General features: G+C 70.0%; 18 protein-coding genes. 12 read left to right on the forward strand and 6 right to left on the reverse strand.

Annotated elements, in window-relative coordinates:
- From AC16DP_RS28470 to AC16DP_RS28505, 8 genes are all read left to right on the forward strand, one after another.
- On the forward strand, nt 1-927 hold a 927-nt coding region (locus tag AC16DP_RS28470; protein ID WP_483956892.1), incomplete at its 5' end, for a right-handed parallel beta-helix repeat-containing protein.
- Nucleotides 928-1,112: 185 nt separating this feature from the next.
- On the forward strand, nt 1,113-3,725 hold the full coding sequence (locus tag AC16DP_RS28475; RefSeq protein ID WP_329726364.1) for a N,N-dimethylformamidase beta subunit family domain-containing protein: 2,613 nt from the start codon (nt 1,113-1,115) through the stop codon (nt 3,723-3,725).
- Nucleotides 3,726-3,862: 137 nt separating this feature from the next.
- Nucleotides 3,863-4,654 (forward strand): hypothetical protein, encoded by a 792-nt coding sequence (locus tag AC16DP_RS28480; protein ID WP_329726365.1) that lies wholly within the window; start codon nt 3,863-3,865, stop codon nt 4,652-4,654.
- Nucleotides 4,655-4,784: 130 nt separating this feature from the next.
- Entirely contained in the window at nt 4,785-5,690 is a 906-nt protein-coding gene (locus AC16DP_RS28485) for a DUF2135 domain-containing protein (RefSeq protein WP_329726366.1), read from the forward strand.
- A 15-nt stretch (nt 5,691-5,705) separates the two neighbouring features.
- Nucleotides 5,706-6,284, forward strand: coding sequence for a DUF1175 family protein (locus AC16DP_RS28490; RefSeq protein WP_329726367.1), 579 nt, complete (start codon nt 5,706-5,708; stop codon nt 6,282-6,284).
- Entirely contained in the window at nt 6,281-7,891 is a 1,611-nt protein-coding gene (locus AC16DP_RS28495; RefSeq protein ID WP_329726368.1) for a hypothetical protein, read from the forward strand. Before AC16DP_RS28490 ends, AC16DP_RS28495 begins: the two co-directional genes overlap by 4 nt.
- Nucleotides 7,888-12,606, forward strand: coding sequence for an MG2 domain-containing protein (locus AC16DP_RS28500; RefSeq protein ID WP_329726369.1), 4,719 nt, complete (start codon nt 7,888-7,890; stop codon nt 12,604-12,606). The genes AC16DP_RS28495 and AC16DP_RS28500 overlap by 4 nt, the downstream gene beginning before the upstream one ends.
- Nucleotides 12,607-12,613: 7 nt before the next feature.
- Entirely contained in the window at nt 12,614-14,827 is a 2,214-nt protein-coding gene (locus tag AC16DP_RS28505; RefSeq protein ID WP_329726370.1) for a SpoIID/LytB domain-containing protein, read from the forward strand.
- A 508-nt stretch (nt 14,828-15,335) separates the two neighbouring features.
- On the opposite strand, the gene AC16DP_RS28510 is transcribed toward AC16DP_RS28505, so the two are convergent.
- Together AC16DP_RS28510 and AC16DP_RS28515 are read right to left on the reverse strand one after the other, a co-directional pair.
- A complete protein-coding gene (locus AC16DP_RS28510) occupies nt 15,336-16,808 on the reverse strand; it encodes a hypothetical protein (protein ID WP_329726371.1) in 1,473 nt (490 codons plus the stop codon).
- The gene (locus tag AC16DP_RS28515; protein ID WP_329726372.1) at nt 16,798-17,025 is read right to left on the reverse strand and encodes a hypothetical protein; all 228 of its coding nucleotides are present in this window, start codon (nt 17,023-17,025) and stop codon (nt 16,798-16,800) included. The genes AC16DP_RS28510 and AC16DP_RS28515 overlap by 11 nt, the downstream gene beginning before the upstream one ends.
- A 56-nt stretch (nt 17,026-17,081) precedes the next feature.
- On the opposite strand from AC16DP_RS28515, the gene AC16DP_RS28520 reads away from it, so the two are divergent.
- A complete protein-coding gene (locus AC16DP_RS28520) occupies nt 17,082-17,210 on the forward strand; it encodes a hypothetical protein (protein WP_329726373.1) in 129 nt (42 codons plus the stop codon).
- Here the strand turns inward: AC16DP_RS28520 and AC16DP_RS28525 are convergent.
- Together AC16DP_RS28525 and AC16DP_RS28530 are read right to left on the reverse strand one after the other, a co-directional pair.
- Nucleotides 17,198-17,851, reverse strand: coding sequence for an HAD hydrolase-like protein (locus tag AC16DP_RS28525; protein WP_329726374.1), 654 nt, complete (start codon nt 17,849-17,851; stop codon nt 17,198-17,200). The genes AC16DP_RS28520 and AC16DP_RS28525 overlap by 13 nt on opposite strands.
- 10 nt (nt 17,852-17,861) lie before the next feature.
- Nucleotides 17,862-18,338, reverse strand: a complete 477-nt coding sequence (locus AC16DP_RS28530; RefSeq protein WP_329726375.1) for a hypothetical protein — start codon at nt 18,336-18,338, stop codon at nt 17,862-17,864.
- A 267-nt stretch (nt 18,339-18,605) separates the two neighbouring features.
- Here AC16DP_RS28530 and AC16DP_RS28535 point away from each other — a divergent pair, with 267 nt between their 5' ends.
- Nucleotides 18,606-20,252, forward strand: a complete 1,647-nt coding sequence (locus tag AC16DP_RS28535; RefSeq protein ID WP_329726376.1) for an MbnB/TglH/ChrH family RiPP precursor modification enzyme — start codon at nt 18,606-18,608, stop codon at nt 20,250-20,252.
- A 15-nt stretch (nt 20,253-20,267) separates the two neighbouring features.
- Here the strand turns inward: AC16DP_RS28535 and AC16DP_RS28540 are convergent, their stop codons facing one another.
- Entirely contained in the window at nt 20,268-21,209 is a 942-nt protein-coding gene (locus AC16DP_RS28540; protein ID WP_329726377.1) for a hypothetical protein, read from the reverse strand.
- Between the two features lie 237 nt (nt 21,210-21,446).
- Between AC16DP_RS28540 and udk the strand changes: the two genes are divergently transcribed.
- Nucleotides 21,447-22,082, forward strand: coding sequence for a uridine kinase (gene udk / locus AC16DP_RS28545; protein ID WP_329726378.1), 636 nt, complete (start codon nt 21,447-21,449; stop codon nt 22,080-22,082).
- Between the two features lie 3 nt (nt 22,083-22,085).
- On the opposite strand, the gene AC16DP_RS28550 is transcribed toward udk, so the two are convergent.
- On the reverse strand, nt 22,086-23,087 hold the full coding sequence (locus AC16DP_RS28550; protein WP_329726379.1) for an alpha/beta fold hydrolase: 1,002 nt from the start codon (nt 23,085-23,087) through the stop codon (nt 22,086-22,088).
- Nucleotides 23,088-23,144: 57 nt separating this feature from the next.
- Between AC16DP_RS28550 and AC16DP_RS28555 the strand changes: the two genes are divergently transcribed.
- Complete coding sequence (locus AC16DP_RS28555; RefSeq protein WP_329726380.1) at nt 23,145-24,050, forward strand: hypothetical protein; 906 nt, start codon at nt 23,145-23,147, stop codon at nt 24,048-24,050.
- Nucleotides 24,051-24,164 lie beyond the last annotated feature (114 nt).

A 24,164-nucleotide genomic window follows, 5' to 3' on the forward strand; every position in this document is an offset into this window, starting at 1 on the left:
GCGAAGTATGGCGCGGGGGTGAGCTTCCACAATGGAGCCAATGGCGCCACGCTCGAGAACAATGACATCCACCACCACGTCCTCGCGGGCGAGGACTCCCACGGGGTGATGATCCAGCCCACGGCGCGCAACATCACCGTGCGCAACAATGTCATCCACGACAACTCGGGGGACTCCATCCAGTGCTACAGCGAGGATGGAAGTATGCCCAGCGCGCCAGCGGATGGCATCCTCATCGAGGGCAATGACCTGTACGGCAACTTCGAGCAGGGGCTGGACATCAAGACGTGCACCAACGTCACCGTGCGCCGCAACAAGATGCACCACTCCAAGGGCAACGGCGCCATGGTGGTGCACATGTCGGCGAAGAACATCCTCATCGAGGAGAATGACTTCTACGAATCGGGTCTGGCCATCGGCGTGGGCGGCAACCGCTACGGTCCGCTGCCCTCGGGCATCGTCATCCGCCGCAACCTCATCCGGGACATGAGCACGGCCCGGGGGACGGGGGGCGGGCTGCAGCTGGCCAACTCCCAGGGGACGCAGGTGTACAACAACACCTTCACCCGGCTGCAGACGGCGGCGCTCATCCTCGGCAGCGGGGATGGCGGCCCGACGCAGGACCTGGTGGTGAAGAACAACATCATCGACGCGGCCTCCGCGGTGAAGCTGGGCAGCCAGGCGCCGGGGCTGAAGATGAGCTCCAACCTCTACCGGCCGGGCGCTACCTTCCTGAAGGGCGGCTCCGCCTTGAAGCTGGCGCAGTGGCGCGGCCAGGGCTTCGACGGCAACTCGCTCGAGGGCAATGCCCAGCTCGACCCCACCACGCTGGTGCCCGGGCCGTTGGCCGTGGACCGGGGTGAGAACCTGGGTCTCAAGTTCTGCGGGGCCGGGCCGGACATCGGCGCCGTGGAGACGGGCTGCTAGTCCCCGCTGAAACGGCGGTTCCCCGCTGAAATCGGGCACCCGCTCCCCACGAAGGGGGGCGGGTGCTCGTTCATCACATGACGCTCTCCTCGTCCTGGCGGCGGTGATTCCTCGTGGGGCATACGGCCCTACCCTCTTCCCCGCCTGCTGGGCTTCGAGTCCCAGCTCCCAACGAGGAGAGCGGTATGCACGCGGAGCGTGGTGGAGTCTTCAGGGGAGGGGTGTTGCTGTTGGCCGCGCTGCTCTGGTGGGGATGCCGTGACACTCCCACCCGCCCGAAGTCGGAGGAGCCGCGCCCCGAGACCCCTGGAGGGGAGTGCACTTCCAACTGCAACCCGCCCCCGCAGCCGCTCGATCGCCAGCCGCGGCCCAACCCCATCCTGGCGGAGAACCAGCTCCCGGGAGATCCCCAGTGGCAGAGTGGATTCGCCGCCGACGAGGGGGAGCTCGAGTTCTACACCTCCACCGAGTCCGTGGAAGCGGGCGAGAGCCTCGGCGTCAAGGTCTCCACCCCCACGGAGCGCACCCTCACGGCCACGCTGTACCGGATGGGATATTACGGGGGGGCCAAGGCTCGAAAGGTGTGGAGTGGGGGACCCTGGCGGACGGGGGCGCAGGCGGCGTGCCCGCGCGACGTGGCGAGCGGGCGCATCGAATGTGATTGGAAGGACACCTTCTCCATTCCCATCGATTCCTCGTGGGTCTCCGGCCTCTACGTGCTGAAGCTCACCCGGGAGGATGGGGGCATGCGGTACACGCCCTTCGTCATCCGCGACAAGCGCGCGGCGGAGCTCCTCTACACGCCGAACTTCACCACCTATCAGGCGTACAACACCTGGGGTGGCACGAGCCTCTACTACGATGCCTCCGGGACGACACCGTTTGGCCGTGCACGCGAGGTGTCCTTCAACCGCCCCTACAATGCCGGCAACGGCGCCGGGAAGACGTTCTTCCTCGAGCTCGGCTTCATCCAGCTCCTGGAGCAGCATGGCTATGACGTGACGTATGGGACGCAGCTCGACTTCTTGCGCTTCTCCAACTTCCTGGAGGGGATTGGCGCCTTCATCGGCGCGGCCCAGGACGAGTACTGGCCGGAGCAGGAGAGGGATCAGCTGGACGCCGCGCTCGCGGGCGGGAAGATGAGCCTGGCCTACTTCGGCGGGAATGGCGGGTACTGGCGCGTCCGCTTCCAGCCAGACTCGAAGGGACGTCCGCTGCGCAACATGGCCTGCTACAAGAACGAGCAGAAGCTGGACCCGCAGCCGGGCACCACGGTGCGCTTCCGGGATCCCCCCAACGAGCGCCCGGAGAGCCAGCTCTTCGGGGTGATGTACGAGGGCTGGCAGATCGTCATGTTCCCCCTGGTGGTGGCGGACGACGCGCACTGGCTCTTCGAGGGGACGGGGCTGCGGCGGGGGACGCCGCTGACAGGGCTCGTGGGGTATGAGTACGACAGGCATTTCCCCGAGCTGCCGGGCGCGCCCTCGGGGCTCAACGTCAGCATGAAGAGCCCGGTGGTGAGCGCGGAGGGCGTCCCGTCCTACAGCACGACGGTGGATCGCACCCTGCCCTCGGGGCGGCTGGTCTTCTCCGCGGGCACCATCTACTGGGGGCTCGCCATGAGCCCGGATCCGGAGCTGAGGGATGCCCGCGTCGAGCGCATGACGCTCAACGTACTCGAGCGGGCGCTCGCCCACCGGCGCCCCCCGCGCACGCTGCCCGCGGTGACGGGGCCGGGGCCCGTGAGCTACCCACCGGCCGGCCAGTGGGCCCGAAGCGTGGAGGCCTTCGCCGGGCAGGCCGGTGCACCGGGATTCCAGGATGGCCCCGCGGCGCAGGCCCGCTTCCAGGCGCCCACCGGGCTGGCGGTCACCCCGGCGGGGGAGGTGGTGGTGGCTGACACCGGGAACCATCGCATCCGGCTCATCCAGGCGGATGCGGCACACACGGTCATCACGCTGGCGGGCAACGGGCAGCCCGGCTTCCGGGATGGCCCTGGGGAGCAGGCCATGTTCCGTTCTCCCACGTCGGTGGCGGTGGGGCCGGCGGGGGAGATCTACGTGGCGGACTCCGACAACCACGTCATCCGCCAGCTCCAGCGTGGCGCCACCGGCTGGACGGTGAGCACCGTGGCGGGGCGGGCCTCGCAGGGAGGCTTCGCCGACGGCGCGGGCTCGCAGGCGAAGTTCTTCCGGCCGCTGGCGCTCGCCACGGACGCGGCGGGCAACCTCTACATCGTGGACGAGATGAACAACCGGCTGCGGATGCTCCGCGCCGGCACGCAGGAGGTGGTGACGCTCGCCGGCAGTGGTGGCGCGGGCAGGCAGGACTCGGCGCTGGGCAAGGAGGCCAGCTTCTTCTATCCCACGGCGTTGGCGGCCGGGGAGGACGTCCTGTACATGCTGGATGCGGCCAGCCAGCTGGTGCGCCGCATCTCCCTGAAGCCCCCCTACGCGGTGGACACCCTTGCCGGCAGACAGCGCGGAGGGGTGTTTGGCTTCGCGGATGGCGCGGGGAGCGACGCCCGGTTCCGCGCGCAGCTGGGCATGACGGTGGCCGCCGACGGGGGCGTGGTGGTGGCGGATTCGGGGAACTTCCGCATCCGCAAGCTGCTGCCCGGCGCCCAGGCCAACTCCTGGCGGGTCGTCACCCTCGCCGGCTCGGGCCTGGCGGGGACGCGGCTCGGTCCAGGTGACGTGGCGGAGCTCGCCGCTCCCACGGGGCTCGCCACCGGTGCCGGCGGGCGCATCTACGTGAGCGACTCGTACAACCACGCCATCCGGGTCATCCTCCCGTAGCAGCCACTCGCGAGGGCATGCGGCCTCGGGAGGGCCCGGCCGGGAGCGGGGCCATGAGCCCTCGGGCTGGCGGCGTCTCTCCCGCTCGTGGACAGGCGGGTGCGCGCTGGACAATCTCTCCGGGAAGGAGGCGCGTCATGCCATCATACTCCGAGTTCTCCATGTACATCGCCGCGCATGAGGACGACTGGCAACTCTTCATGGGAGTCAATGCCTACAACGACATCCACAACTCTTCTGGGAAGGTGCTCTTCATCTTCACCACCGCGGGGGATGCGACTAGCGGAAACACCTACTACCAGGCCCGGGAGAACGGCGCCCGGAGCTCCATCAAGTTCGCGGCGGACGCGGCGTCTTCATCGCCCGCCACGCCGGTGTCCGGCACCCGGACCTTCAACGGCCGGAGCATCGCCTACTGGCAGTACAAGAACACGGTCAGCTACTTCCTGCGCCTGCCGGATGGCTTCCCGGATGGCAGCCGCACGGGCAGCCTGCAGCAACTCTACGAGCGGAGGGTGCCGAGGACCACGGCGCTCGACGGTTCGGCTACCTACGAGGGCTGGCAATCCCTGGTCACGACGCTGGATCAACTCATCCGTTTCGAGCTCGGCGGCATCTCCGTCCTCTGGCTCAACACGGCGGACACGGACAGGGCGAGGAATCCGAACGATCACTCGGATCACTACCACTCCACCCTGGCGGCCCAGCAGGCCGTGGCCTCCCTGCGCTGCAACATGGCCCTGTACGTCGACTATGCCTCCTCGGGGATGACGCCCAACGTCTCCACCGCCGAGCTCATCGACAAGTCCGGGACGCTCGCGGCGTACACCAAGGTGATGGATGACGCGGGCTTCACGGACAGGGACTCGTGGGATGACGGGCACGTCGCGTGGTTGAGCAGGAACTACTTCCGCACCGTCACCGTGTGAGCCGCCTCGGGAACTCCGTCCTCGCGGAGGGTCGGGAGAGCCCCCGTGCCAGGGGCTCTCGCTGCTTGAATGCAGCGGCCACATGACGCAGGCTGTCCGCCGCTCTTCCCTTCGACAGGACCTGCCCGCGATGCTGTCCGTACTCCTGGCCGTGCTGCTCTCCCAGGCTCCGACCACGCCCTCCCGTCAGCAGGGCGTTCCCATCGGCCAGGGCAAGACGCTGCCCACCGTGCGCCTCACCGCCCCCTCCGGCGGCTGGACCGTGGACCGCATGCTGCTCGTCGAGGGCACCGTCAGCGACACCACCATCGACCCGGTGGTCATCTCCATCAACGGCGACCGCTACCTGATGCGCACCTTCAGCGGGCGCTTCAAGCGCAAGTTCCCCGCCGCCAGCGGCAAGAACGTCGTCACCCTCATGGCCACCAATCAGGCCGGCACCGCGCGCGCCCAGGCCACCAGCTACGCGCAGATTCCCCCCGTGCCGCTCAAGGCCATCCTCACCAGCGACACCCAGGGCGTCTACACGGACCTCCACATCTACGAGCCCACCCAGGACAGCGTCTCCACCCCCAAGGCGGGCGAGGGCCCGGTGCTCGACTTGAAGAAGATGGCCCACGTCTACTGGGCCGACACCGACAGCCCCAGCGGCGGCACCTTCTACCTCAACGAGCAGGGCGGCTCCTTCGACGATCCCGCCTACGGGCCCTACCTCTACGTCCACCGCGCGCCCCCCAAGGGCCTCTACCTCATCGCCACCAACTACTGGCCTGGCGGAGACAAGGCCCACACCGTGGCCACCCTCAACGTCGTCCTCTACGAGGGCACTCCCCAGGAGCTGCGCCGCATGGTGCGCATCCCGCTCGCCACCCCCGGCACCACGCGCGTGCTCGCCTGGATCAACGTGCTCGGCGACGGCAAGGCCGAGGTGTACGTGCCCTCGCAGGACCCCGCTCCCAAGGGCCCCGCGTGGCCTCGCAACCTGGACGCGGCCGTCAAGACGCTCACCAGTGGCGGCGTGGACTCGGAAGGCTGAGGCTCCCGGCTCGCCATGAGTGCGCTGTTCCTGCTCCTGACGCTCGCGGCCACGCCCGCTCCCGCCGAGGCCCTCGAGACGCTGCTGCGGCGCGAGGTGGCCCAGGTGGCGCTCGCCCAGGTGCGCCGCATGGACCCGGCCTGGCACCCCGACCAGCGCGACTGCGCCGGCCTGGTGCGCTTCGCCTTCCGGGGCGCGTACCGGCGCTTCCGCCCCGAGCGGCTCGCCTCGCCCCTGTGGCTCGACGACAAGGGCCGGCCCGGTGACTTCGCCGATGCCGAGACGCTGCTGGCGCACAGCTTCGTGCCGCTCGGCCGCGACGAGGCCACGCGCGAGTCGCTGCGCACCGGCGACCTCTTGGCCTTCCGCCAGGAGCGCGATGCCGGCCCCCTCTTCCACCTGATGCTCGTGGTGCGCCCCGAGGACAAGGCGCACGCCCCCACGCGCATCGTCTACCACCCGGGCGACAAGGGGGCCGCGGTGCGCACCGGCGTCCTCCAGTCGCTCGTCACCGAGGCTCCGCTGGAGTGGCGCCCGGTGCCCCAGAACACCGCCTTCCTCGGCTTCTTCCGCTTCAAGGAGTGGATGCGATGAACCCTCCCTCTCCCGCGCCGGGTGCACCGCCCCCGGCCCCCTCGGGTCCTCCCAAGGCCCTCCTCGTGGGCATCGGCGTCGCCGTGCTCGTCGTGGTGGCCGTGGCCGCCTTCTTCATCGGCCGTGGCACCTCGGGGGGTCCGGCGAAGGGGCCGGATGGCCAGGTCTCCTCCGGGCCCTCGGGCACGTCCGGCTCCGGCCAGGGCTCGGTGCTGCAGGCCCTGCCTCCCGCGCCCGGCAAGCCGGGACAGATGCAGGTGCCCACCGAGCCCGTGCGTCCGGCCTTCTGGGTGGACGTCTATGCGCCGGGCAAGGTGCGTGAAGCGCTCGCGGGCAACGCGTGGGTGAAGGAGCAGATCCAGAAGCCGCTCGGCAAGGGCTTCGTGGGCGGGTGGGCCGCGTTCCTCGACACCCGGGGCGAGGACCTGGGGGGCGGCTTCCAGGGCGCCGTGTTCGACGTCATGGCCGGACAGCTCCTGGCCGCGCCGTTCCGCATGGTGTGGTTCTCCGGGGAGAACCGCGCGGGCACGCCCGCCCTCATCGTCCCCGAGCCGGGCAACGCCACCATGGCGGCCTTCGACTCGATGAGCCAGGTGGTGCGCCGCAACGAACTGGTGGCCGCGGCGTGTCCGGGCGGGGAGGGCGAGGCGCCCTCGGAGGGCTTCACGTTGCAGCGCTGGCTCATCGCCGAGCAGTCGCTGTGGGCCGCGCGCACGGACGACAAGCTGGTGTTCGGCCGGCACCCGGCGGTGGTGCTCCAGGGCCTGTGCGAGGGGCACCTGGACCTCGAGGCGCCCCAGGGCGTGGACGTGGAGCTGGGCTTCGCTCCCGAGCCGCTCGGCCGCGAGGCGCAGCTGCTCACGCACATCATGGGCGTGGCCAACGGCATCCGGCTGCAGTTCGCCGTGGACGGCAAGCGGCTCGTGGGCCGGGGCATCTCCGGGCCCGTGGCGGACGAGCCCCGGCTGGACAGCGCGCCGCTCTCGGACGAGCTGCTGAAGCTCATCCCCGAGGAGACGCCGGTGCTGCTCGCGCTCCAGCTCAAGCTGCCCGAGCAGTTGGACAAGGACACGCTCAAGGCCTTCTGGTCCGGCAAGGGCGCCGCGGTGCCGCTGCGCACGCGTCAGGTGGCGATGGTGTGGACGCCTCGGGGAGATTCCTCGCTGCCCACCGAGGTGGCGCTGCTGTGGGGCCGGCCCGAGGACGCGGCCGCGCTGGGGCAGCTCTTCTCCGGGCCCAACACGATGGAGTCCGCCACGCTGTGCGGACACCACGTGCTGGCCTCCACGCCGGACGTGCTCGCGCGGCTGCGCAAGGCGTGCGAGGGAAAGGGGCCCAACCTGCTCAACGCGGCGGCGCCGGTGGTGCAGGGGCTGCGCGCGCCGGGCTCGGTGTCCTTCGGCGTCAACACCGGGCGGCTGCTCGGCATGTTGATGGCGGATGGGTACTGGTCGCAGGTGACGCAGGCGGATTCGAGCAAGCCGCGGCCGAGCGCGGCCCCTCCGGAGATCGAGGCGGCGCGGCGTGAGCTGGAGACGCTGCCCTACGTGGGGCTGCGCGGCACGGTGGATGGCAACAGGCTGGTTCCGGGAGGGTTTGGTTCATGAGGTACTCCGCTCGCATCGCGGTGCTGGCCGCGCTGGTGTGCGCTGGCGTGGCGGCGGCCAGGCCGCTCTACATCACCGTTCCCCGTGCCTACGGCAGCAGTGAGCCCGTGGCCGTGGATGTGGCCTTCGAGAACAAGGGGCCCGTGGAGCTGCGGGTGCTCAAGCCCGCGGACACGGACGCCTTCATCCGCGCGCAGGGGGACCTCCGGCGCGCCTGGCAGGCTCCGCCCACCACGGCGAACCCCGGCAACGCGCTCAGCCGCGGCCTCAACGCGGCGCACTCGCCGGGCTCGTTCCTGCTGTTCGCTCTGAACGAGGACTTCCGCAAGGCCGTGGCGCCGGGCCTGCCCGCGCGTCCGCCTCCGCCGCCGGGCCGTCCGCTCGCCCGCGTGTCCGAGGGTGCCGAGAAGCTCGTGGGCGTGCCCGCCGGTTTCTCCGTGGTGCGCAGCCAGTGGTTGAACCTGGACCTCGGCGGCTCCGAGCGCGAGTTCAGCGTCCCGGGCTTCGACACCTCGTACTACAGCGGTGGCTTCGAGGAGCGCCGCGTGACGCTCCCGCCGCTGCCGGTGGGCACGTACATCCTCCAGCTCGTCCAGGGCCGCGTGGAGGGACAGGTGGTGCTCGTCGTCACGGATCTCACCGTGCAGCTCAAGCAGACGGACGGGCAGGTGCTGGTGCGTGTGGCGGGGAGGGATCAGAAGCCGCGCGCCGGTGCGCAGGTGCAGGTGTATCTGGGCTCGGGCAAGGGGCCCGCGGGCACCACGGACGACAAGGGCGAGGTGACGCTGGCCGTGCAGGAGCCGCGCCTCATCGCCACGGCGACGGCGGGTGGGGACACGGCCATCGTGGACACGGACTTCTACTCGTCGCTGGCGGTGGCGCCGGACGTGTTCATCTACAGCGATCGGCCCATCTACAAGCCGGGCGATGAGGTGAGGTTCCGCGGCCTGGTGCGCCAGCCGGACAGCTTCCTCGCGCGCCTCTTCACGCCGCGCCGGCGCGACGTGGCGGTGAAGCTCGTGTCGGCCGAGGGCCGCGAGATTCGCACGAGCGCGAAGGTGGACGAGTTCGGCGGCTTCAACGGCACGCTGAAGGTACCGGCGGACCTGGGCACGGGCGTGCTGCGCGTGATGGCCGAGCTGGACACGCAGCCGTACCAGGGCGAGGCGCGCGTGCAGGACTACGTGAAGCCCACCTTCTACCTGGAGCTGCAGCCGGAGAAGGAGACGGTGGTGCCGGGCGAGACGCTGCGGGCCACCGTGAGGGCGCGGCGGTACGCGGGTGGAGTGCCTCCGGGAGCGAAGTACGAGGTGTTCCTCTACCGCTCGCTGCTGGATGCGCCGGCCTGGGTGGATGACGCGGGGCTGGGCGGGCAGGGGAGCGCGGTGACGTACGGGAGCGCCTCGACGTCGGAGGGCCGGTTGAGCGTCCCGGAGCGCCTGTTCTCCACGGTGGCCGAGCGCGGCGCGGAAGAGGACCCGTGGGCGAGCGCCGCGACGTTCGACGCCAACGGTGATGGGCAGATCGAGATCGCGGTGCCCGCGCTCAAGCCGGGCGAGGAGCGGCTGCCGTACCGCTACACGCTCACCGTGCGCGCGCGGGATGATCAACAGACGTTCGCCAACGCGAGCGCCGCCTTCTTCCTCTCGAAGGTGGAGGTGCTGGGCAGCACGCGCTACTCGGCGGCGGTGGTGAAGAAGGGCACCGAGGCCACGCTGGGCATCCGCGCCACCACGCTCTCCGGCAAGCCCTACGGCGCCACGCCGGGCGAGGTGGAGTTCGTGCTGCGCAAGGCGGATGGCGGCGAGAAGAGCCTCGGCAAGAAGGGCTTCACCACGGCGGCGGATGGCACGTACCGCGAGAAGGTGCCCACCTCGGACGCGGGCGCGGTGGTGGCGCGCGTCACGGTGAAGGACAAGGGCGGCGAGGCCTGGACGGGGGAGGATCAGCTGCTCGTCATTGGCGAGGCCTCGGAGCCGGTGGCGCAGGTGCCCAACCTGACGCTGGCGTCGCTCTCGGGGACGCTGGAGCCGGGAGACACGGCGCAGCTCGTGGCGCTGCTGCCGGACAGCTGGGGCCCGGGGGGCTCGGACGAGGGCCCGGTGTGGGTGACGCTCACGGGCTCGGGGGTGTACGGCACGCAGCTGGTGCAGCAGAAGGGCCGCACGCTGGTGCACGCCTTCGAGGTGGAGAAGCGCTTCGGCAGCGCGGTGTATGCCTCGGTGGCGTACCCGACGGCCTCGGGCCGCTGGGAGGAGCGCACGGTGGGCTTCCGTGTCATCCCCTCGGAGCGGACGCTCTCCGTCTCGTTGCAGCCCCGGCGGGCCGAGGCCACGCCGCTCACCGAGCAGGTCATCGACGTGCGGGTGGTGGACCACGAGGGCCAGGGCGTGGTGGCGCAGCTGTCGGTGGGCGTGGTGGACAAGGCCGTCTACGCCATCCAGAACGAGTTCCGCCCGAAGGTGCTGGACTTCTTCTACCCGGTGGGCCGCAACAACGTGGCCACCTTCTTCTCGGCCGAGTTCCAGGGCTACGGCTATGGCGAGGCCCTGGCGCGGAAGATGGCGGGGCTGCCGGACCATGCCTTCGCCTCCATCAAGCCGCCCACGCGGCAGGCGAAGGACCTGGATCGGGACACGGCGTACTGGAGCCCCACGGTGGTCACGGACCGGGACGGGCGGGCGACGCTGCGCTTCAAGCTGCCGTCCAACCAGACGCTGTGGGTGGTGACGGGCGTGGCGGCGGACACCGCGGGCCGCTTCGGCGAGTCCACGGCCGAGTTCGCCACGCGCGGAGGGCTCAACCTGTACGCCGCGCTGCCGCAGTTCCTCCGCCAGGGCGATGAGGCCCTCGCGTCGGTGCGCCTGTCCGCAGGCGAGCTGTCCAAGGGCAGCCAGTTGCTGGACGTGCGGCTCGCGGCGGCGGGGGTGCTCGAGTCCTCCGAGGCGACGCAGAAGGTGGAGCTGGGCCAGGGCGGCGAGCAGGTGCTGCCCATCACGCTGAAGACGAAGGGCCCGGGCTTGGCCGAGCTGGCGGTGGAGGTGACGGGAGGCAAGGAGCCGCTGCGAGACAGGCGCACGGTGGCGGTGCGGCCGGCGGTGCTGGAGGAGCCGGTGAAGGTGTCTCAGTGGGGCGGCGGCTCGCTGGCCCTGCCCGCGGCGCGGAGCGCGACGCTGTCCGAGGTGCAGCTGGTGTTGCAGCCCTCGCTGGTGGACGCGGCGCTGTCCAACGTGCGCGAGCTGCTCACGTACCCGTACGGGTGCCTGGAGCAGCTGGTGTCCACCACGGTGCCCAACGTGGCGCTGTACCAGACGTTGAAGAAGGCGGGCGCGCTGGAGTCGCTCGACACGGACAGCCAGTCGCTGCTGGCCGAGGCGCGCAGCCGCTCGGTGCAGGGGACGGCGCGCATCCTGGAGATGTCCGTGCGCGGGGGCGGCTTCACCTGGTTCAGCGGCTACAGCACGCCGGATGTGCCCATGACGCTCATCGCCCTGGACGGGCTGGCGTACGCGGTGGAGGCGGGGCTGGTGGACCGGAATGATCCGCGCATCACCGAGAGCATGCGCTGGCTGGAGGCCCAGGAGGGGCTGCCCTTCGAGTGGGACGCCACGCGGGCCTGGGTGCTGGCGCGGCTGGACGGGGAGCGGCAGGCGGCCCGGGTGCGCGCGCTGGTGCAGGCCGCGCAGCCGGGAGACCTGTACCCGCTGGCGCTGGCGGTGCTGGCCGCGGAGAAGTCGGGCGTGATGAAGGAGCCCGCGTTGAAGGACCGCATCGACGAGCTGGTGGCCCGGAGCAACGAGGGCTTCGTCTCGCTGGCGAACCTGCCCGCGCCGAGCGAGGCCCTGTGGCGCTATCCGCTGCGCCGGGTGGGCCTCACCGCCGTGCTCGGGCACGCGGCGTCCTTCGGGAAGATGGACGTGGACAAGGCGCGCCGGAGGCTGCTGGAGGCGCTGACGGAGCCGGGGCTGTCCACGTTCGACCGGAGCACGGCGCTGCTGCACTCGATGTGGCTGATCGAGCGCGACGCGAAGGAGTTCCGCAAGCTGGCGCCGCCGGAGGTGAAGGGAGCGAAGGGCCCGGTGCGCTTCACGCCACGAGGCATGGGGCTGGTGGCGACGCTGGAGCCGGGGACGCGCTCGGTGGACGTGGCGGACTTCGCGGGCGTGGCGACGCTGCGGGCCACGGCGGCCACGCCACTGGCGGAGGTGAAGCCGGTGGCCGAGGGCATGAGCCTCCAGCGCGCCTACTACGTGCTGCGCGAGGGCGGGCGGGTGAAGCTCGAGCCGGGCGTCAGCGTCAGCCAGGGCGAAGAGGTGTACGTGGAGCTGACGCTGGATGCGCGCGGTGAGAACCGGAACCGCTCGGCGTACTACGTGGTGGAGGACGCGGTGCCGGCGGGCTTCGTGCCGCTGGTGGAGGACAAGGAGTTCCGCGGTCCGCCGCACGCGCTGCCGTTGGCGCCCGAGGCCCTCAAGCGCCGCTCGCTGAGCCCCGAGCGGGCCACGTTCTTCTTCGAGGAGCCGGCGTGGTGGAGCGACAGTCCGCGCACGGTGGGGTACGTGATGCGGGCGCAGTTCGCGGGCACGTTCTCCGCGCCGCCGGCCTTCATCGAGGACATGTACGTGACGAGCATCCGCGGACGCACGGGAGCGGACGTGCTGAAGGTGGCGCCGTCGCAGAGCAGCACGGGCGACGTGGGCCCGGGCGGGTGGTGAAGCGGTGATGGGGTGGGCCGCCGTGACGGTCGCCGTGCTGGCGGCCACCCCTGTCTTCCTCACGAGGGGAGACGTGACGCCCGAGGCGGAGCTGCGCGCCGAGGCCGAGTCCACGTGGAAGGCGCTGGAGGCGCGCTACGTGGCCGAGGCCGGGGGCACTCCGGGTCGGGCGCCGGTGAACATCTGGCTGCGCCGGGGCGAGGGGATGTTGCCCTCGCGCAACGGGCAGGGGCGGCCGGGAATGGTGGAGCTGCGGCAGGGCACGCCCGGGGTGCTGGACGAGCGGTTGCGCGTGGCGCTGCGGCACGAGCTGGCGCACCAACTGCTGTGGTGGGCGTGCCCGGCCTCGGCGGAGGACCGGCTGTTCCACGAGGCCTTCGCGCTGGCGGTGAGCGGAGAGCTGGCCGAGTGGCGGGAGGCGCCCTACCAGTCGCTGGCGAGCGCCTCGGCGGAGCTGGCGCGCAACCCGGACGTGGACACGCCGCGAGCCCGGCGGGCCCTGGCGCGCGTGCTGAACGAGGACACGGGCTTTCCGAAGGCCCTGACGCGCCGGTTGCGGCAATGCCAGGACGGGGCCCGCTGGGCGGTGCCGCTGTCGGTGGACGAGCTGGCCGGGGTGGCGGTGCAGGCAGCGGCCTCGGCCACGGTGGTGCTCAGCCGCCACTCGGGAGAGCTGCTGTTCTCCGAGGGGGACATCCGTACGGCGATGCCCTTCGGCTCGACGCTGAAGCCCTTCGTTGTGGCTGGGAGCGCGGCACCGCCGCCGGTGCTGTCTCCGCGAGCGGAGGTACCCGAGTGGGTGTGCGGCGAGCGGCTGCCCGGGAAGGTGGATGCGAAGACGGCGCTGGTGCGCTCGTGTAACGGGTACTTCCTGGACTGGGAGGGGCAGGGGAGCGCGCCGAGGGCCTTCGGTCCCTGGGGCGCGGTGCTGACCGCGGTGGGCCTGTCGGGCGAGCCCCTGGACATGGCGGACGCCATCGGACTGCGCGCGACGCTGCGCCTCTCTCCGTGGGGGCTGGCCCAGGCGTACCGGCTGCTGGCCGAAGCGCGGCCGGATCTGATGGAGGTGCTCGCGGGCAGCGCGGCACGTGGGACGCTGTCCGAGCTGCCGGCATCGAAGGCCTACGCGGGCGTGGCGGCGAAGACGGGGACGGTGCGGGACGCGCGGAGCCGGCCGCTGCTCGGGTGGATCGTCGCGGTGGACGAGGACCTGGTGGCGGTGGTGGCGCGGCCGGGGAAGATGCCGCGCGCCTTCGCGGACGAGGTGCCCGAGGTACTGGCGAAGGTGCGCAAGAAGCGGAGCGGGCTGGAGGCCGCGCGGGTGCAGGTGCTGGGACTGGTGCAGCCGGAAGTCATCGAGGCCCGGTGCCAGGGCGCCGGTTTCTTCCTGGAGCAGGGCACGCCGAGAGCGGTCCCCGAGGGCTTCACGAAGCTGGAGCCGCTCGCGGCGAAGGGGGCGGCGGTGTGCCTCGGGAGCCCGTGGCGCGTGCGTTTCCCGGACGCGCCCACCGGCCGCGACTACGCTGGTATCTTCACGAAATCTCCGCCGCCGCCCTACAAGCCGCCCGCTGGAGTGCCCATCAACCCGAATGCCCTCAAGGCGCGGAGGGGCTCGGACTTCCTGTTCCGCACCACACGGCTGCAATACACGGCGGGAGTGGTGGCAGCGGAGGACGCATCGTTGAAGGGCGAGGCGAGGGTGGCACTGGCGCGAGTGGTGGCGCACAACGAGCGATACGCCCACAGCCGCCACCCGAGCCGGCCGGTCTGCGACACCACGCACTGCCAGACGTTCCTCGGGACCGTGCGCGTGCAGCCGGAGGAGGAGCGAGCGCTCGCGGCACAGCCTTTGCGTTGGCGCGAGTGGCTGCCGTTCTCACAAGGAGGCCAGGAGCCGTGGAGTGAGACACGTCCACGCGGGCAGGTGGAATCGCTCCTGGGCCAGGGAGTGACGGCGGTGCGCTTCGCGGAAGGACGCGTGCACTACCTGCGCACGGGACGGGAGGGGGGCGCGATGTTCGACGTCGCTGAATCGCAGCCGTGCGAGCTTCTGCGTTCCGCGCTGAAGCTCCCCGCCTGTCCGCGCACCGCGCACTTCGGAGACAGGGAGGTCTATTTCGAGGGACGGGGCCAGGGTCACGGAGAGGGGCTCGACGTGGAGGCAGCGAAGGCGAGCGGCCTCGATGCCGGGCGAATCCTCGAGCGCGCCTACGCCAGGTGAGGCAACCCGTTCGGCGGGCGAGCCACGGAACCGGGGCAGGCTCACAGGCCGTTTTCATCCCTCGTGGAGACAACGTTTGAGACTCTGAATAGAGTACAAGAGATCCTCTCGGACAGGGTCGTTTATAGGAAGCTCATTTCCGGGTTGGGCAAAGAATGTCTCAGCGCTCTGTAGAATGGATTTGCAGAGTTCTGTGGACCCGGCTTCGCTAAGTTCTGTCGTTCCGCAACGAACTGAGAGATGCCCACGCTTGGACTTCTTGAACCAAACGGAGAAAGAGGAGTCCGCTCCGACGAACTTGTACTCAGACTGAGCTCCGTTCAATAGCGTCTCCAATCCATAGAGAAGTTCCTTGATGGCGACGGCCAGCATCATTGCCTGATCTGGGGTCTTCCCACGCGACGTGCAGGTTCCTTTTTCTCCCGTGAAAGTCATGTGACCAAGATCAAATCCTGATCGCTCTGAGGTCATCTGCTCGTCGACCCATTCACACTGGAATGCGACCATTTCATCCGCCTCCCTTGATAGGAAACATGGTGATGACCCGATTCGCATCATCCGAGTCCACCACAACTTGAACCAGCTCTCTCCTCCCATTGATTTTTATCTTCATCTGGAAGGATTGGATACGGTCGCCGGGCCGTGAGATGCGAGTTCCATGTTCGACAATCTCCTCGGCTGCCTTCGCCAGTTGCTGGCGGGTTGTTCCCGGCGCAAAGAGATCACCCGGGCCCTTCGGGTGATTGCCTGAAATGTGCCTGGCCTCAATATGCTGCCAGCCCTCCTTCAAATTTCCATCCTCAATCCGGGGGGGCGTTCTCTGGGGTGACCTCGAGTTCTTCGCCGAGGTCTCGCCGACTTTCTGGAGGATGATGGCCGTCCCCGGCCCACCCCGCAGAACAGTGGCCACCTTGCCGACGGGCACCACCACGCGTTCCACCATCAGCAGGCCCTCGGCCGAGAGGGACAGCACCGGCACGGTGGCCTCCAGCCCGCCCAACGTCCGCGTCAACGTGCTGGTGGTGCCCCCAGCCGTGCCAAACGTGACAATGAGATTGGTCAGCAGCTTGGATGTCGCCTTCACCTGCTCGCCTCGAGTCATGTACCGGAAACGCTCGAGGTACTCGGGCGAGGAGGCGATGAGGGCCGCGACTCCCGCCGGGAGGTGTCGCAGCGAAGCGATGCTGTCCGACGGGTGGGAGAGCAGTTGGCCCATGGCGTGGTACAGATCGACGAAAGCCTCCTCCGCGCCATCCAGCGAGCGGCCGATGTAGTCGGCGTCGTCGTACACCTCGGCCAGCCCGGGTCCTTCCATGTCGGGGCGCAGTTGCGCATCCGCCTGCCGGAAGACCCACCCGCTGGCGGTGTAGAAGCGGCCCAGCTCGAAGGAGCCAGCGCGAAAGGCTTCCTCCTTCCACTCCACCGGCCCCACCTTCTGCTGCGTGCGTCCGTTGAGCGTCCAGGCCAGGTAGCCATCCGGCCGCAGCACGGCCACGCTCTTGAAGCGCTCCACGCGGCGCAGCAGCTTCTCGCGGGAGACATCCCCTTCCTCCAGCACCTCACGCAGCAGGTGACAGACGGCCATTCGTGGCGGGAACGAGCCTGGCGTCACGGGCTTGTTCATCAGCACCGTCAGCACCCGGGCCGCCTCCTGGGGCGTGAGGGGCACGCCTCGCGGGGGTAAGTCGTTGAAGTTGTCCAGACCCGAGAGCAGCAGCAGTTCCTCGAAGGCGTCCACCCGCACCGCACCGCTGGCCACCGCGCGCACGGCCATCTCCGCCGGGCTCACCATGGCCACCTCCGTGCCCCGAGTGTGGTCACCCCGCAGCTCACCTGCCAATGAGGGGCCGTGCACACCAAGGGGGGTGTTCTCCAGGAATGCGCCGCGCCCCACGGGAGATGTCACCGTGGCGCAGCCCGTGGCCAGCAGGACGCCGCAAAATAGCAAGGCCGCCCGGTTGCGCGCCGTCTCAGCGGGCATGGTCCACTCCCAGGTTCACGGAAGCGAAGGCGCCCGGGCCCGGCCCTTCCGCCCCGCCGCCCGGTAACAGCACCAGTCCGGAGGCCTCCACGCGCGTGAGGTAGTGCCATCTCCCCGCCAGTGAGGCAGGGAGCGGTGGCTTCATCGCACCGGCAGGCGGGTCATCAGGCCGTTCCGCCTGGGAGGGCAGCAGCAACACCAGCAGTGTTGGCGTCATGAGGGCCTCCGGTGGAGACATCCCATGATACGCACTTGGAAGACGCGCCCTGGTACTTGCTTGTGAACCGGGAGGTCTCGTTCGAGGAGCGGGGCCAGGGACACGGCGAGGGCCTGGACGTGGAGGTGGCGAAGGCGAGCGGCCTCGATGCCGGGCGGATCCTCGAGCGCGCCTACGCCAGGTGAGGCAACCCGTTCAGCTGCGCCACCCACTGGAGGATGTCCGCGGGCTGGTGGGCGATGGAGTCCGGGCCCGCGCGCGTGAGGACGTCGAGGGCCTCGAACCCCCACGACACGGACAGCACGCGCAGCTTCGTCTTCCTGCAGGCCACCACGTCCCGCTCCTCATCCCCGACGTACAGCACCTGCTCGGGAGTCAGCCCGTACGTCTTCAGGTACCGGGAGATGACCTTGTCCTTGCCGAACAGGTTGCTGGAGCAGTGCACGCGCTGGACAACAGCCTCCATGCCGTTCCTGGCCAGGAACCGCTGGATGTTCTCGGCATCGTTCGTCGAGATGATGCCGACCGCGAGGCCGTGGCGGTGGAGCGTCTGGAGCACGGGGAGCATGCCGTCGAAGGCCACCAACGAGCCCATGACGTTCTTGTAGCTCCGGGCGACCTCCACCATCACCGAGGGCAGCTTGTAGAGCGGGACGCCCATCTTGCGGCACCTCTCCGGGATGGAGAGCCTGCTCAAGACGGGGATGTCCGCTTCGACCATCGGGTGGAACCGATGCTTCTGCGCCACCTGGTTGTACGCGGCGATGACCACGGACCTCGAGTTGGCGATGGTGCCGTCGAAGTCGAACACCACGTGGGTGATCACGACGCGGGCCTCAGTGCGGCGGCTTGAACGTCCCGGGCCGGGACGCCGCGGCCTGCTGCACGGCCTGCTCGAAGTCTTCCCGGCTGGTGTACGTGTTGATGCCGCCCAGCTTGAGGCTGGCCAGCGACACGCCCATCAGCACCACCTTCGAGCCGAACAGCACGCTCAGCGAGTTGAGCTTCGGCGCGAGCGGGATGGCGCGCTCCGTCATGATGGTCCGCGCCTCGGTGGCGTAGAGCTCCATCTCCTCCCAGTCGTGGAAGACGTCCGTCTTCGTCTGGGTGGAGACGATTCCCTCGATGCTCATCATGGCGAGGTGGGCCAGGTGGGCGTCGTACATCGCTCCCTGGAACCGCGTCACGATGACGTGGGGGGCGGGCTGCCATAGCCGCAGCTCCCCGTTCGGGGTGGTCCAGGTCTTGGTTCCATTCACGACCGAGTGCGCGAGCATGCGGGGCGAGTTACGGCAGCCGACGGCCGGAAGCAAGGACTGACGCTTCCCAGCCGCCGATGTGTGCTGGGGTAGGGGGTCCAACGTCGAGCATAGGTCATTGGCGCGCGGAGTGCTCCCCCTCTCGAGGAAGAGGTCGTCTCGTGGCACGGAGAGGCTCCGAGCGGAGCCTCCCAGGCGGCGAACAAGGCGGGCAGCTCCCCGGTGCGCGGAGGGGAAGACCCTCACCCTGGCCCTCTCAGAGGGAGAGGGGATGTCGGGAGTGCTGTGAATGGGTGCTGCCCCCTGTAGGGTTGACGCTCCATGAGCCACTCTGACGCGGCTGCCTGGCAGCTCCCCTGGCGCGGGCTGGGCCTCAGCAGCAACCTCGACGCGGCGGACCAGCCGCACCCCTACCGGCTGCTCGCCGAGTCGCCCGGCCTCTTCGACTACGTCGAGTACAGCGCCCCCCTGTCGCTCGACGAGACGCGTCGGCACGCCTCGCTCTTCCCCGAGATGTGGGAGCGCCGCGCCGACGTGCCGGTGCTCTTCCACCCCGTGCACCTCAACCTCTACGGCCCCGAGCTGGAGCCCGTGAAGGCACTCGCGGACCTGGACGCGCACGCGCGAGCCGTGGGCAGCGCCTGGGTGGGCAACGACATCGGCTGGTGGCACGCGGGCGGGCAGCCCTTCCCGGGCTACCTCTACTTCACGCCTCCCTTCACCGAGGCCGGCGTCCGCGACAGCGTGGCCCACGCGCTCCACGTCCAGTCGCACCTGTCCGTGCCGCTCGCGCTGGAGAACCCCGCCGCCTTCGCGAAGCGCGGCGAGCTGCACGTGCTGGACTTCATGGCCCGCGTGCACGCGCGCACCGGTCTGCCGCTGCTGATCGATCTGGGACACCTGCTCAGCTACCAGCTCGCCGCCGGGCTGCCGTTGGAGACGGGGCTCGACGGCTTCCCGTTGGACAAGGTGATCGAAATCCACCTCGCGGGCGGTGTCATCACGCGGCGCAACGGGCGGGGCTACTACGTGGATGACCACACCCAGCCCGTGCGCGAGGAGCTCTTCGGCCTGCTGGAGTCGCTGTTGCCGCGCTGCCCCTCGCTGCGCGCCGTCACCTTCGAGGGAGACGGACACCCCTCCGAGGTGGCCGCCCTCACGCTGCGCCGCCTGCGCAAGCTGGTGCCCGCCGCGCGGAAGCCACCGCTCGCGCTCACGCCGGTGAAGGAGCCCGCGCCGGCCCTCACCCGCGAGAGCGAGCCGTGGTCCCTCTACGACATCGGCTACGGCGTGAAGGTGGAGACGGGGAGCGACGGGGAGGGCGCCCGGGCGGAGACGGACTTCCGCCTCGCGGTGGTGGCGGAGACGCTGGACCGGGACTGGCCGGTATCGCGGCTGTTGCTCGCGGGCACGCGGGAGGGGTTGCGCGCCTTCACCGCCTCCAAGGAGTTCCGCGAGCTCTTCGAGGGCCTGGGCCGCTCGCCGGGGCATGCCTTCGCGTCCTGGGCGCGGCGCCAGTTGCGCGAGCATCCGGACGAGGGCGCCGCGGCGGCGGTCACGTTCGAGACCTTCCTGCCCAACGCCTTCATGACGCGGCCCGCACCGGCGCCCGGCCCGGGGCAGGTGGGGCTGGCCGAGGACGTGCGCGTGGGCTCCTTCCCGGTGGAGCTCACGGAGCTCGTCTTCGCCGCGAAGTCCCTGCGCCGTCACCTCACGGGGCGGGCGTGGGCGTGCGAGGTGCTGGACGTGAGTGGCCTCGAGTCGCTCGCGCAGGTGGCGCGGCGTCCGGCTCCGGGCCCGTGGACCTTCGTCGTACGGCGCAGGGGCAGGGGACTGGAGGTGCTCCCGGTGGCGCCCTCGCTGTTGCAGGCGGTGCGCTCGCTCGCGCAGGCGCCCCGGGCGGTGGAGGAGCTTCCCGCCGCGGTGCTGGCGGAGGGCAGGGCCCTGGGCGTGTTGCGCCGGGGCTGAGCCGCGCGGGTTGGCTCAGGGGCAGGGGCCGCAGTCCTTGCCGCAGTTGTCGAACGTCTCGCCCGTGCCGCACTTCTCCGTCACCTGACAGACGCCATCCCCGCACGTGTAGATGTCCGAGCGGAGCAGCCGCGTGGTGATGGCCGGGTAGGTGATGCCGTCGTAGGTGCAGGACACGTAGAAGCGCCGCGAGGCATCCAGGGTGCAGAACCTCGCGCAGTCCAGTTCGACGCGCAGGAGGGGAGCACACGGCTGCGCCTCCGTGTCGCTCCTGCTGGAGAGGGCGCAGGCGCGTGCGGTGCTCTCCCGCTCGTTGAGCGGGCGCCCGTCGTTGCCGGCGTAGACGCCCTCGGCGTTGAAGACGTTGCCGAAGAAGCAGGCCTCCTTCTCCGAGAACAGCGACAGCTCCCCGTCCGAGGTGGGGATGGCCACGCCCGTGGCGCTCAGGCCCTGCACGGAGATGCGGATGTGGAGCTCGTACTTGTCCACGTGGGCCGCCAGACACGCCGAGATGATGCGTTGCTCGGTCAGCGTGACGGGCGCGCCGTTGCTCCAGTCCGGCGCGAGGCCCAGTGTCCCCGTCCAGCTCCAGCTCCGGCCCGTGGTGGCGGACGTATAGGTGCGGCTCACTCCGGCCGGCACGGCGCAGCGGACCACGTACTTCATCACCGTGTCGTGCAGCTCCGGGTTCGTCTGGAACCAGGCGTCGAACCGGGCCGTGGCCAGTCCGTCGAGGGACAGGCCGTTGAGCGGGAGCCCGTTGAGCGACAGCCCATTGAGGGACAGGCCGTTGAGCGACAGGCCATTGGTGGTGTTCAGGTCCTTGACCGCGTGGGCCCGCCAGGCGAGCGGCTCGGGCCCGGGTTCCGTTTCCATCGGTTCACAGCCGCTCGCGGCCAGCAGCACCACCACGAGCCCCAGTCGACGGACACCTGCGACGAAGTCACCGGTTGGCATGGGCTTCCCCCCAACGGTTGCGATGGGTCCGGGCCTGGGCCCGGGGAGCCTCGAAGGCGTGGTCGCGAGGAAGGTGCGCTCCGATTGGAGAATGGGCTTATGGTTGGAATCAGTAAAGGTGATGGATTCGAGTTCGAGGGAGAGGTGTCGGGGGTCCGACACAAGGCCCGAGGCCGGATTTGTCCGGTTTCAGACGCAGTCTTGCGCGTGCCCACCTTGCTGCGGTAGTTGCGGCTCATGTCGTCACCCCTCGTCGTTGGCATCGCCGGTGGTACCGCTTCCGGCAAGACGACGGTCGCCCGGAAGGTCCGCGATGCACTCGCCGACTGCCGCGTGGCCTTCATCGATCAGGACTCGTATTACCGGGACCTGTCGGACCTGACGCTGGCCGAGCGCCGGGAGGTCAACTTCGACCACCCGGACGCCTTCGACACGGACCTGCTCGTCGAGCACCTGCGCGAGCTGAAGGCGGGCCGGCCCATCCAGAAGCCGGTCTACGACTTCGTGACCTCCACCCGGCAGAAGCACACCGTGCGCGTGGATCCGGGGGACATGATCCTCATCGAGGGCATCCTCGTGCTGCACATGAAGCCGGTGCGCGACGAGATGAACGTGCGCATCTACGTGGACACCGACGATGATCTGCGCATCCTGCGCCGGCTCGAGCGCGACATCCACGAGCGCGGGCGCGACTTCGATCACGTGGTGAGCCAGTACCTGCGCCACGTGCGCCCCATGCACATGGGCTTCGTCGAGCCCTCCAAGCACCACGCGGACATCATCGTCCCCCACGGTGGCAACAACGACATCGCCATCGGGATGCTCGTGGGCGCGCTGCGCGGCCGGCTGGTCCATCCCCCCGTGCAGCGGTAGCGCTCAGCTCCGGCGGCGCAGGAAGTCCCGCATGGGGCCGTGCAGCCGCCGGGCCTGGGTGAGCAGGCTCGCGTGGGTGCTCGGCGCGGGCAACTCGTGGTAGTGCGCCCGCACGCCCGCCGCGCTGAGCAGGTGGTACGTGTCGCGCACCCGGGATGGCGGTGCCAGCGCGTCCTCCGCCGCCGCCACCAGCAGCACCGGCGCCCGCACCCGCGCCAGGCTCTCGGAGACGTCTCCTCCCGCGTAGGCCGTGCACAGCAGCGCCCACGTGTTCGCGTCGAAGCCCTCCGCGAAGGCGTCCGCCTCGGCCTCCAGCGCCTGCTCGGCGGAGGGCCCGTGCACCAGGCGCAGGTACTCCAGGTACTGCTTGCGCAGCGTCCGCTTCGGCCCGTGGCCCGGCGCGTACTGGCCCTCGTGGAAGTCCGGATCCAACCGCAGCAGGTGGCGCGTGAGGCCGAGCCGCTCGCGCAGGGCCTCGGGCAGGGTGCGCGCGGCGCCCAGCACCACCACCGCCGCCGGCAGCTCCGGGAAGAGCGCCGCGAGCCGCAGGGCCACCATCCCTCCGAGCCCCACGCCCACCAGGGCCCGCACGTGCTCCACCTTCATGCCGCGGAGCATGGCCGCCACCGCGCGCGCCATGTCCGTCACCGTCACCGTGGGCAGCGCCGCGCCGTAGGGCACTCCCGCCCGCGCGTCCACCGTCACCGGCGAGGTCGAGCCAAAGGGGCTGCCGAGCAGGTTGGGCACCACCACGTGCTGCGTGCACGTGTCCAGCGGCCGACCCTCGCCGGCGAGCTCCGTGCCCCAGCCCGAGGGCCGGAAGGCCGCCTGCTCCACGGGCTCCAGGGCCCGGTGCGAGTGGGTGAGGTCGTGCAGCAGCACCGCAACATTGTCGCCGGAGCGCTCACCGTAGGCGGACCAGGCGAGCTGGGCCCCGCCCAGAAGGCCGCCCTCCTCTAGAGGAAGAGCAACCGGTAACGCCACGCTGCCGGTGGTCTGGTACACGCGAAGGAGGTCTCATATCACTACGGCCGTCATTTCCAGAGACAGGAGCATCTCCGCGTGAAGCGTTATTTCGGAGTCATCGTCATCATCGCCGGTGTCCTCATCGGTGCGCTGATGACGTACCGCGCCTCGAGTGCCAAGGCGCTGCAGGCCCAGCGTGAGGCGGAGTTCGCCCGCATCCAGAGTGCCTACCTGGAGCGCGTGGGCTGGATGCGCACCAACCCGGACGAGGCCGCGTACCGGCAGGAGCTCGCGCCCTTCTTCAAGACGTACTTCGAGCAGATCAGCGCGCACCAGAACCGCTTCAAGCTGAGCAAGGACTTCGACTCGTACCTCGTCGAGCTCGAGAAGCGCGGCGAGAAGGAGGATCGCGCCGCGGACCGCAAGGCCTACTACGAGTACACGCGCAAGGTGTTCGATCAGATGCGCGAGGGCCGCTACAAGCCGGAGTGGACGGCCACGGACAAGGGCATGCGCCTGGACGTGATCGGCTCGGAGCGGGTGACGGTGCTCAACAGGCCGCAGGTGCGGCTGAAGCTGGCGCTCTGGGGCGCGCACCGCGAGGAGCGCACGGACGGCAAGGTGAAGAAGATGGTCACCAGCGCCTCGTTCAAGACGCAGTGGAAGCTCACCGACGAGCGGGGGAAGCTCATCGGCGAGATGACGGGCGATGACCCGTCCATGAAGATCGACTACCCCGAGCGCTTCATCGCCGAGTTCCCGCCGCAGATGGTGCTGGGCCACTACGACATGGATCTGGTGCCCAGCGAGGTGAAGAAGATGGAGATCACCTTCAACGTGGGCTCGCGCGCGGCGTCGGGCGGCGATGTCACGGCCACCTACGTGTGGAAGCTGGACGTGCCCTCCGAGTGGCGGCTGGGCGCGGGTGAGAAGTGGGAGGGCGCCGAGGTCACCGAGCGCTCCGAGGAGGAGATCGATCCCTCGAAGGCGCAGAAGAAGTAGCCCGGCTGGGACGCTCGGGCGGGTGGCACCGCGGCTTGTTCGGGGTGCCACTCGCCGCCTCCGCTCTTGATTCAGCGCGCTACGGTGCTACTCCTCGCGTGAGGAGGACGCGGC

The sequence above is a fragment of the Archangium sp. genome, from assembly GCF_057119385.1.

What these genes read in the sequence shown, in the direction of transcription:
- AC16DP_RS28500 (WP_329726369.1), top strand. Translation starts at nt 7,888, where the DNA reads ATGAGGTACTCCGCTCGCATCGCGGTGCTGGCCGCGCTGGTGTGCGCT.
- AC16DP_RS28495 (WP_329726368.1), top strand. Translation starts at nt 6,281, where the DNA reads ATGAACCCTCCCTCTCCCGCGCCGGGTGCACCGCCCCCGGCCCCCTCG.
- udk (WP_329726378.1), top strand. Translation starts at nt 21,447, where the DNA reads ATGTCGTCACCCCTCGTCGTTGGCATCGCCGGTGGTACCGCTTCCGGC.
- AC16DP_RS28505 (WP_329726370.1), top strand. Translation starts at nt 12,614, where the DNA reads ATGGGGTGGGCCGCCGTGACGGTCGCCGTGCTGGCGGCCACCCCTGTC.
- AC16DP_RS28485 (WP_329726366.1), top strand. Translation starts at nt 4,785, where the DNA reads ATGCTGTCCGTACTCCTGGCCGTGCTGCTCTCCCAGGCTCCGACCACG.
- AC16DP_RS28540 (WP_329726377.1), bottom strand. Translation starts at nt 21,209, where the DNA reads ATGCCAACCGGTGACTTCGTCGCAGGTGTCCGTCGACTGGGGCTCGTG.
- AC16DP_RS28510 (WP_329726371.1), bottom strand. Translation starts at nt 16,808, where the DNA reads ATGCCCGCTGAGACGGCGCGCAACCGGGCGGCCTTGCTATTTTGCGGC.
- AC16DP_RS28480 (WP_329726365.1), top strand. Translation starts at nt 3,863, where the DNA reads ATGCCATCATACTCCGAGTTCTCCATGTACATCGCCGCGCATGAGGAC.
- AC16DP_RS28475 (WP_329726364.1), top strand. Translation starts at nt 1,113, where the DNA reads ATGCACGCGGAGCGTGGTGGAGTCTTCAGGGGAGGGGTGTTGCTGTTG.
- AC16DP_RS28535 (WP_329726376.1), top strand. Translation starts at nt 18,606, where the DNA reads ATGAGCCACTCTGACGCGGCTGCCTGGCAGCTCCCCTGGCGCGGGCTG.
- AC16DP_RS28490 (WP_329726367.1), top strand. Translation starts at nt 5,706, where the DNA reads ATGAGTGCGCTGTTCCTGCTCCTGACGCTCGCGGCCACGCCCGCTCCC.
- AC16DP_RS28515 (WP_329726372.1), bottom strand. Translation starts at nt 17,025, where the DNA reads ATGACGCCAACACTGCTGGTGTTGCTGCTGCCCTCCCAGGCGGAACGG.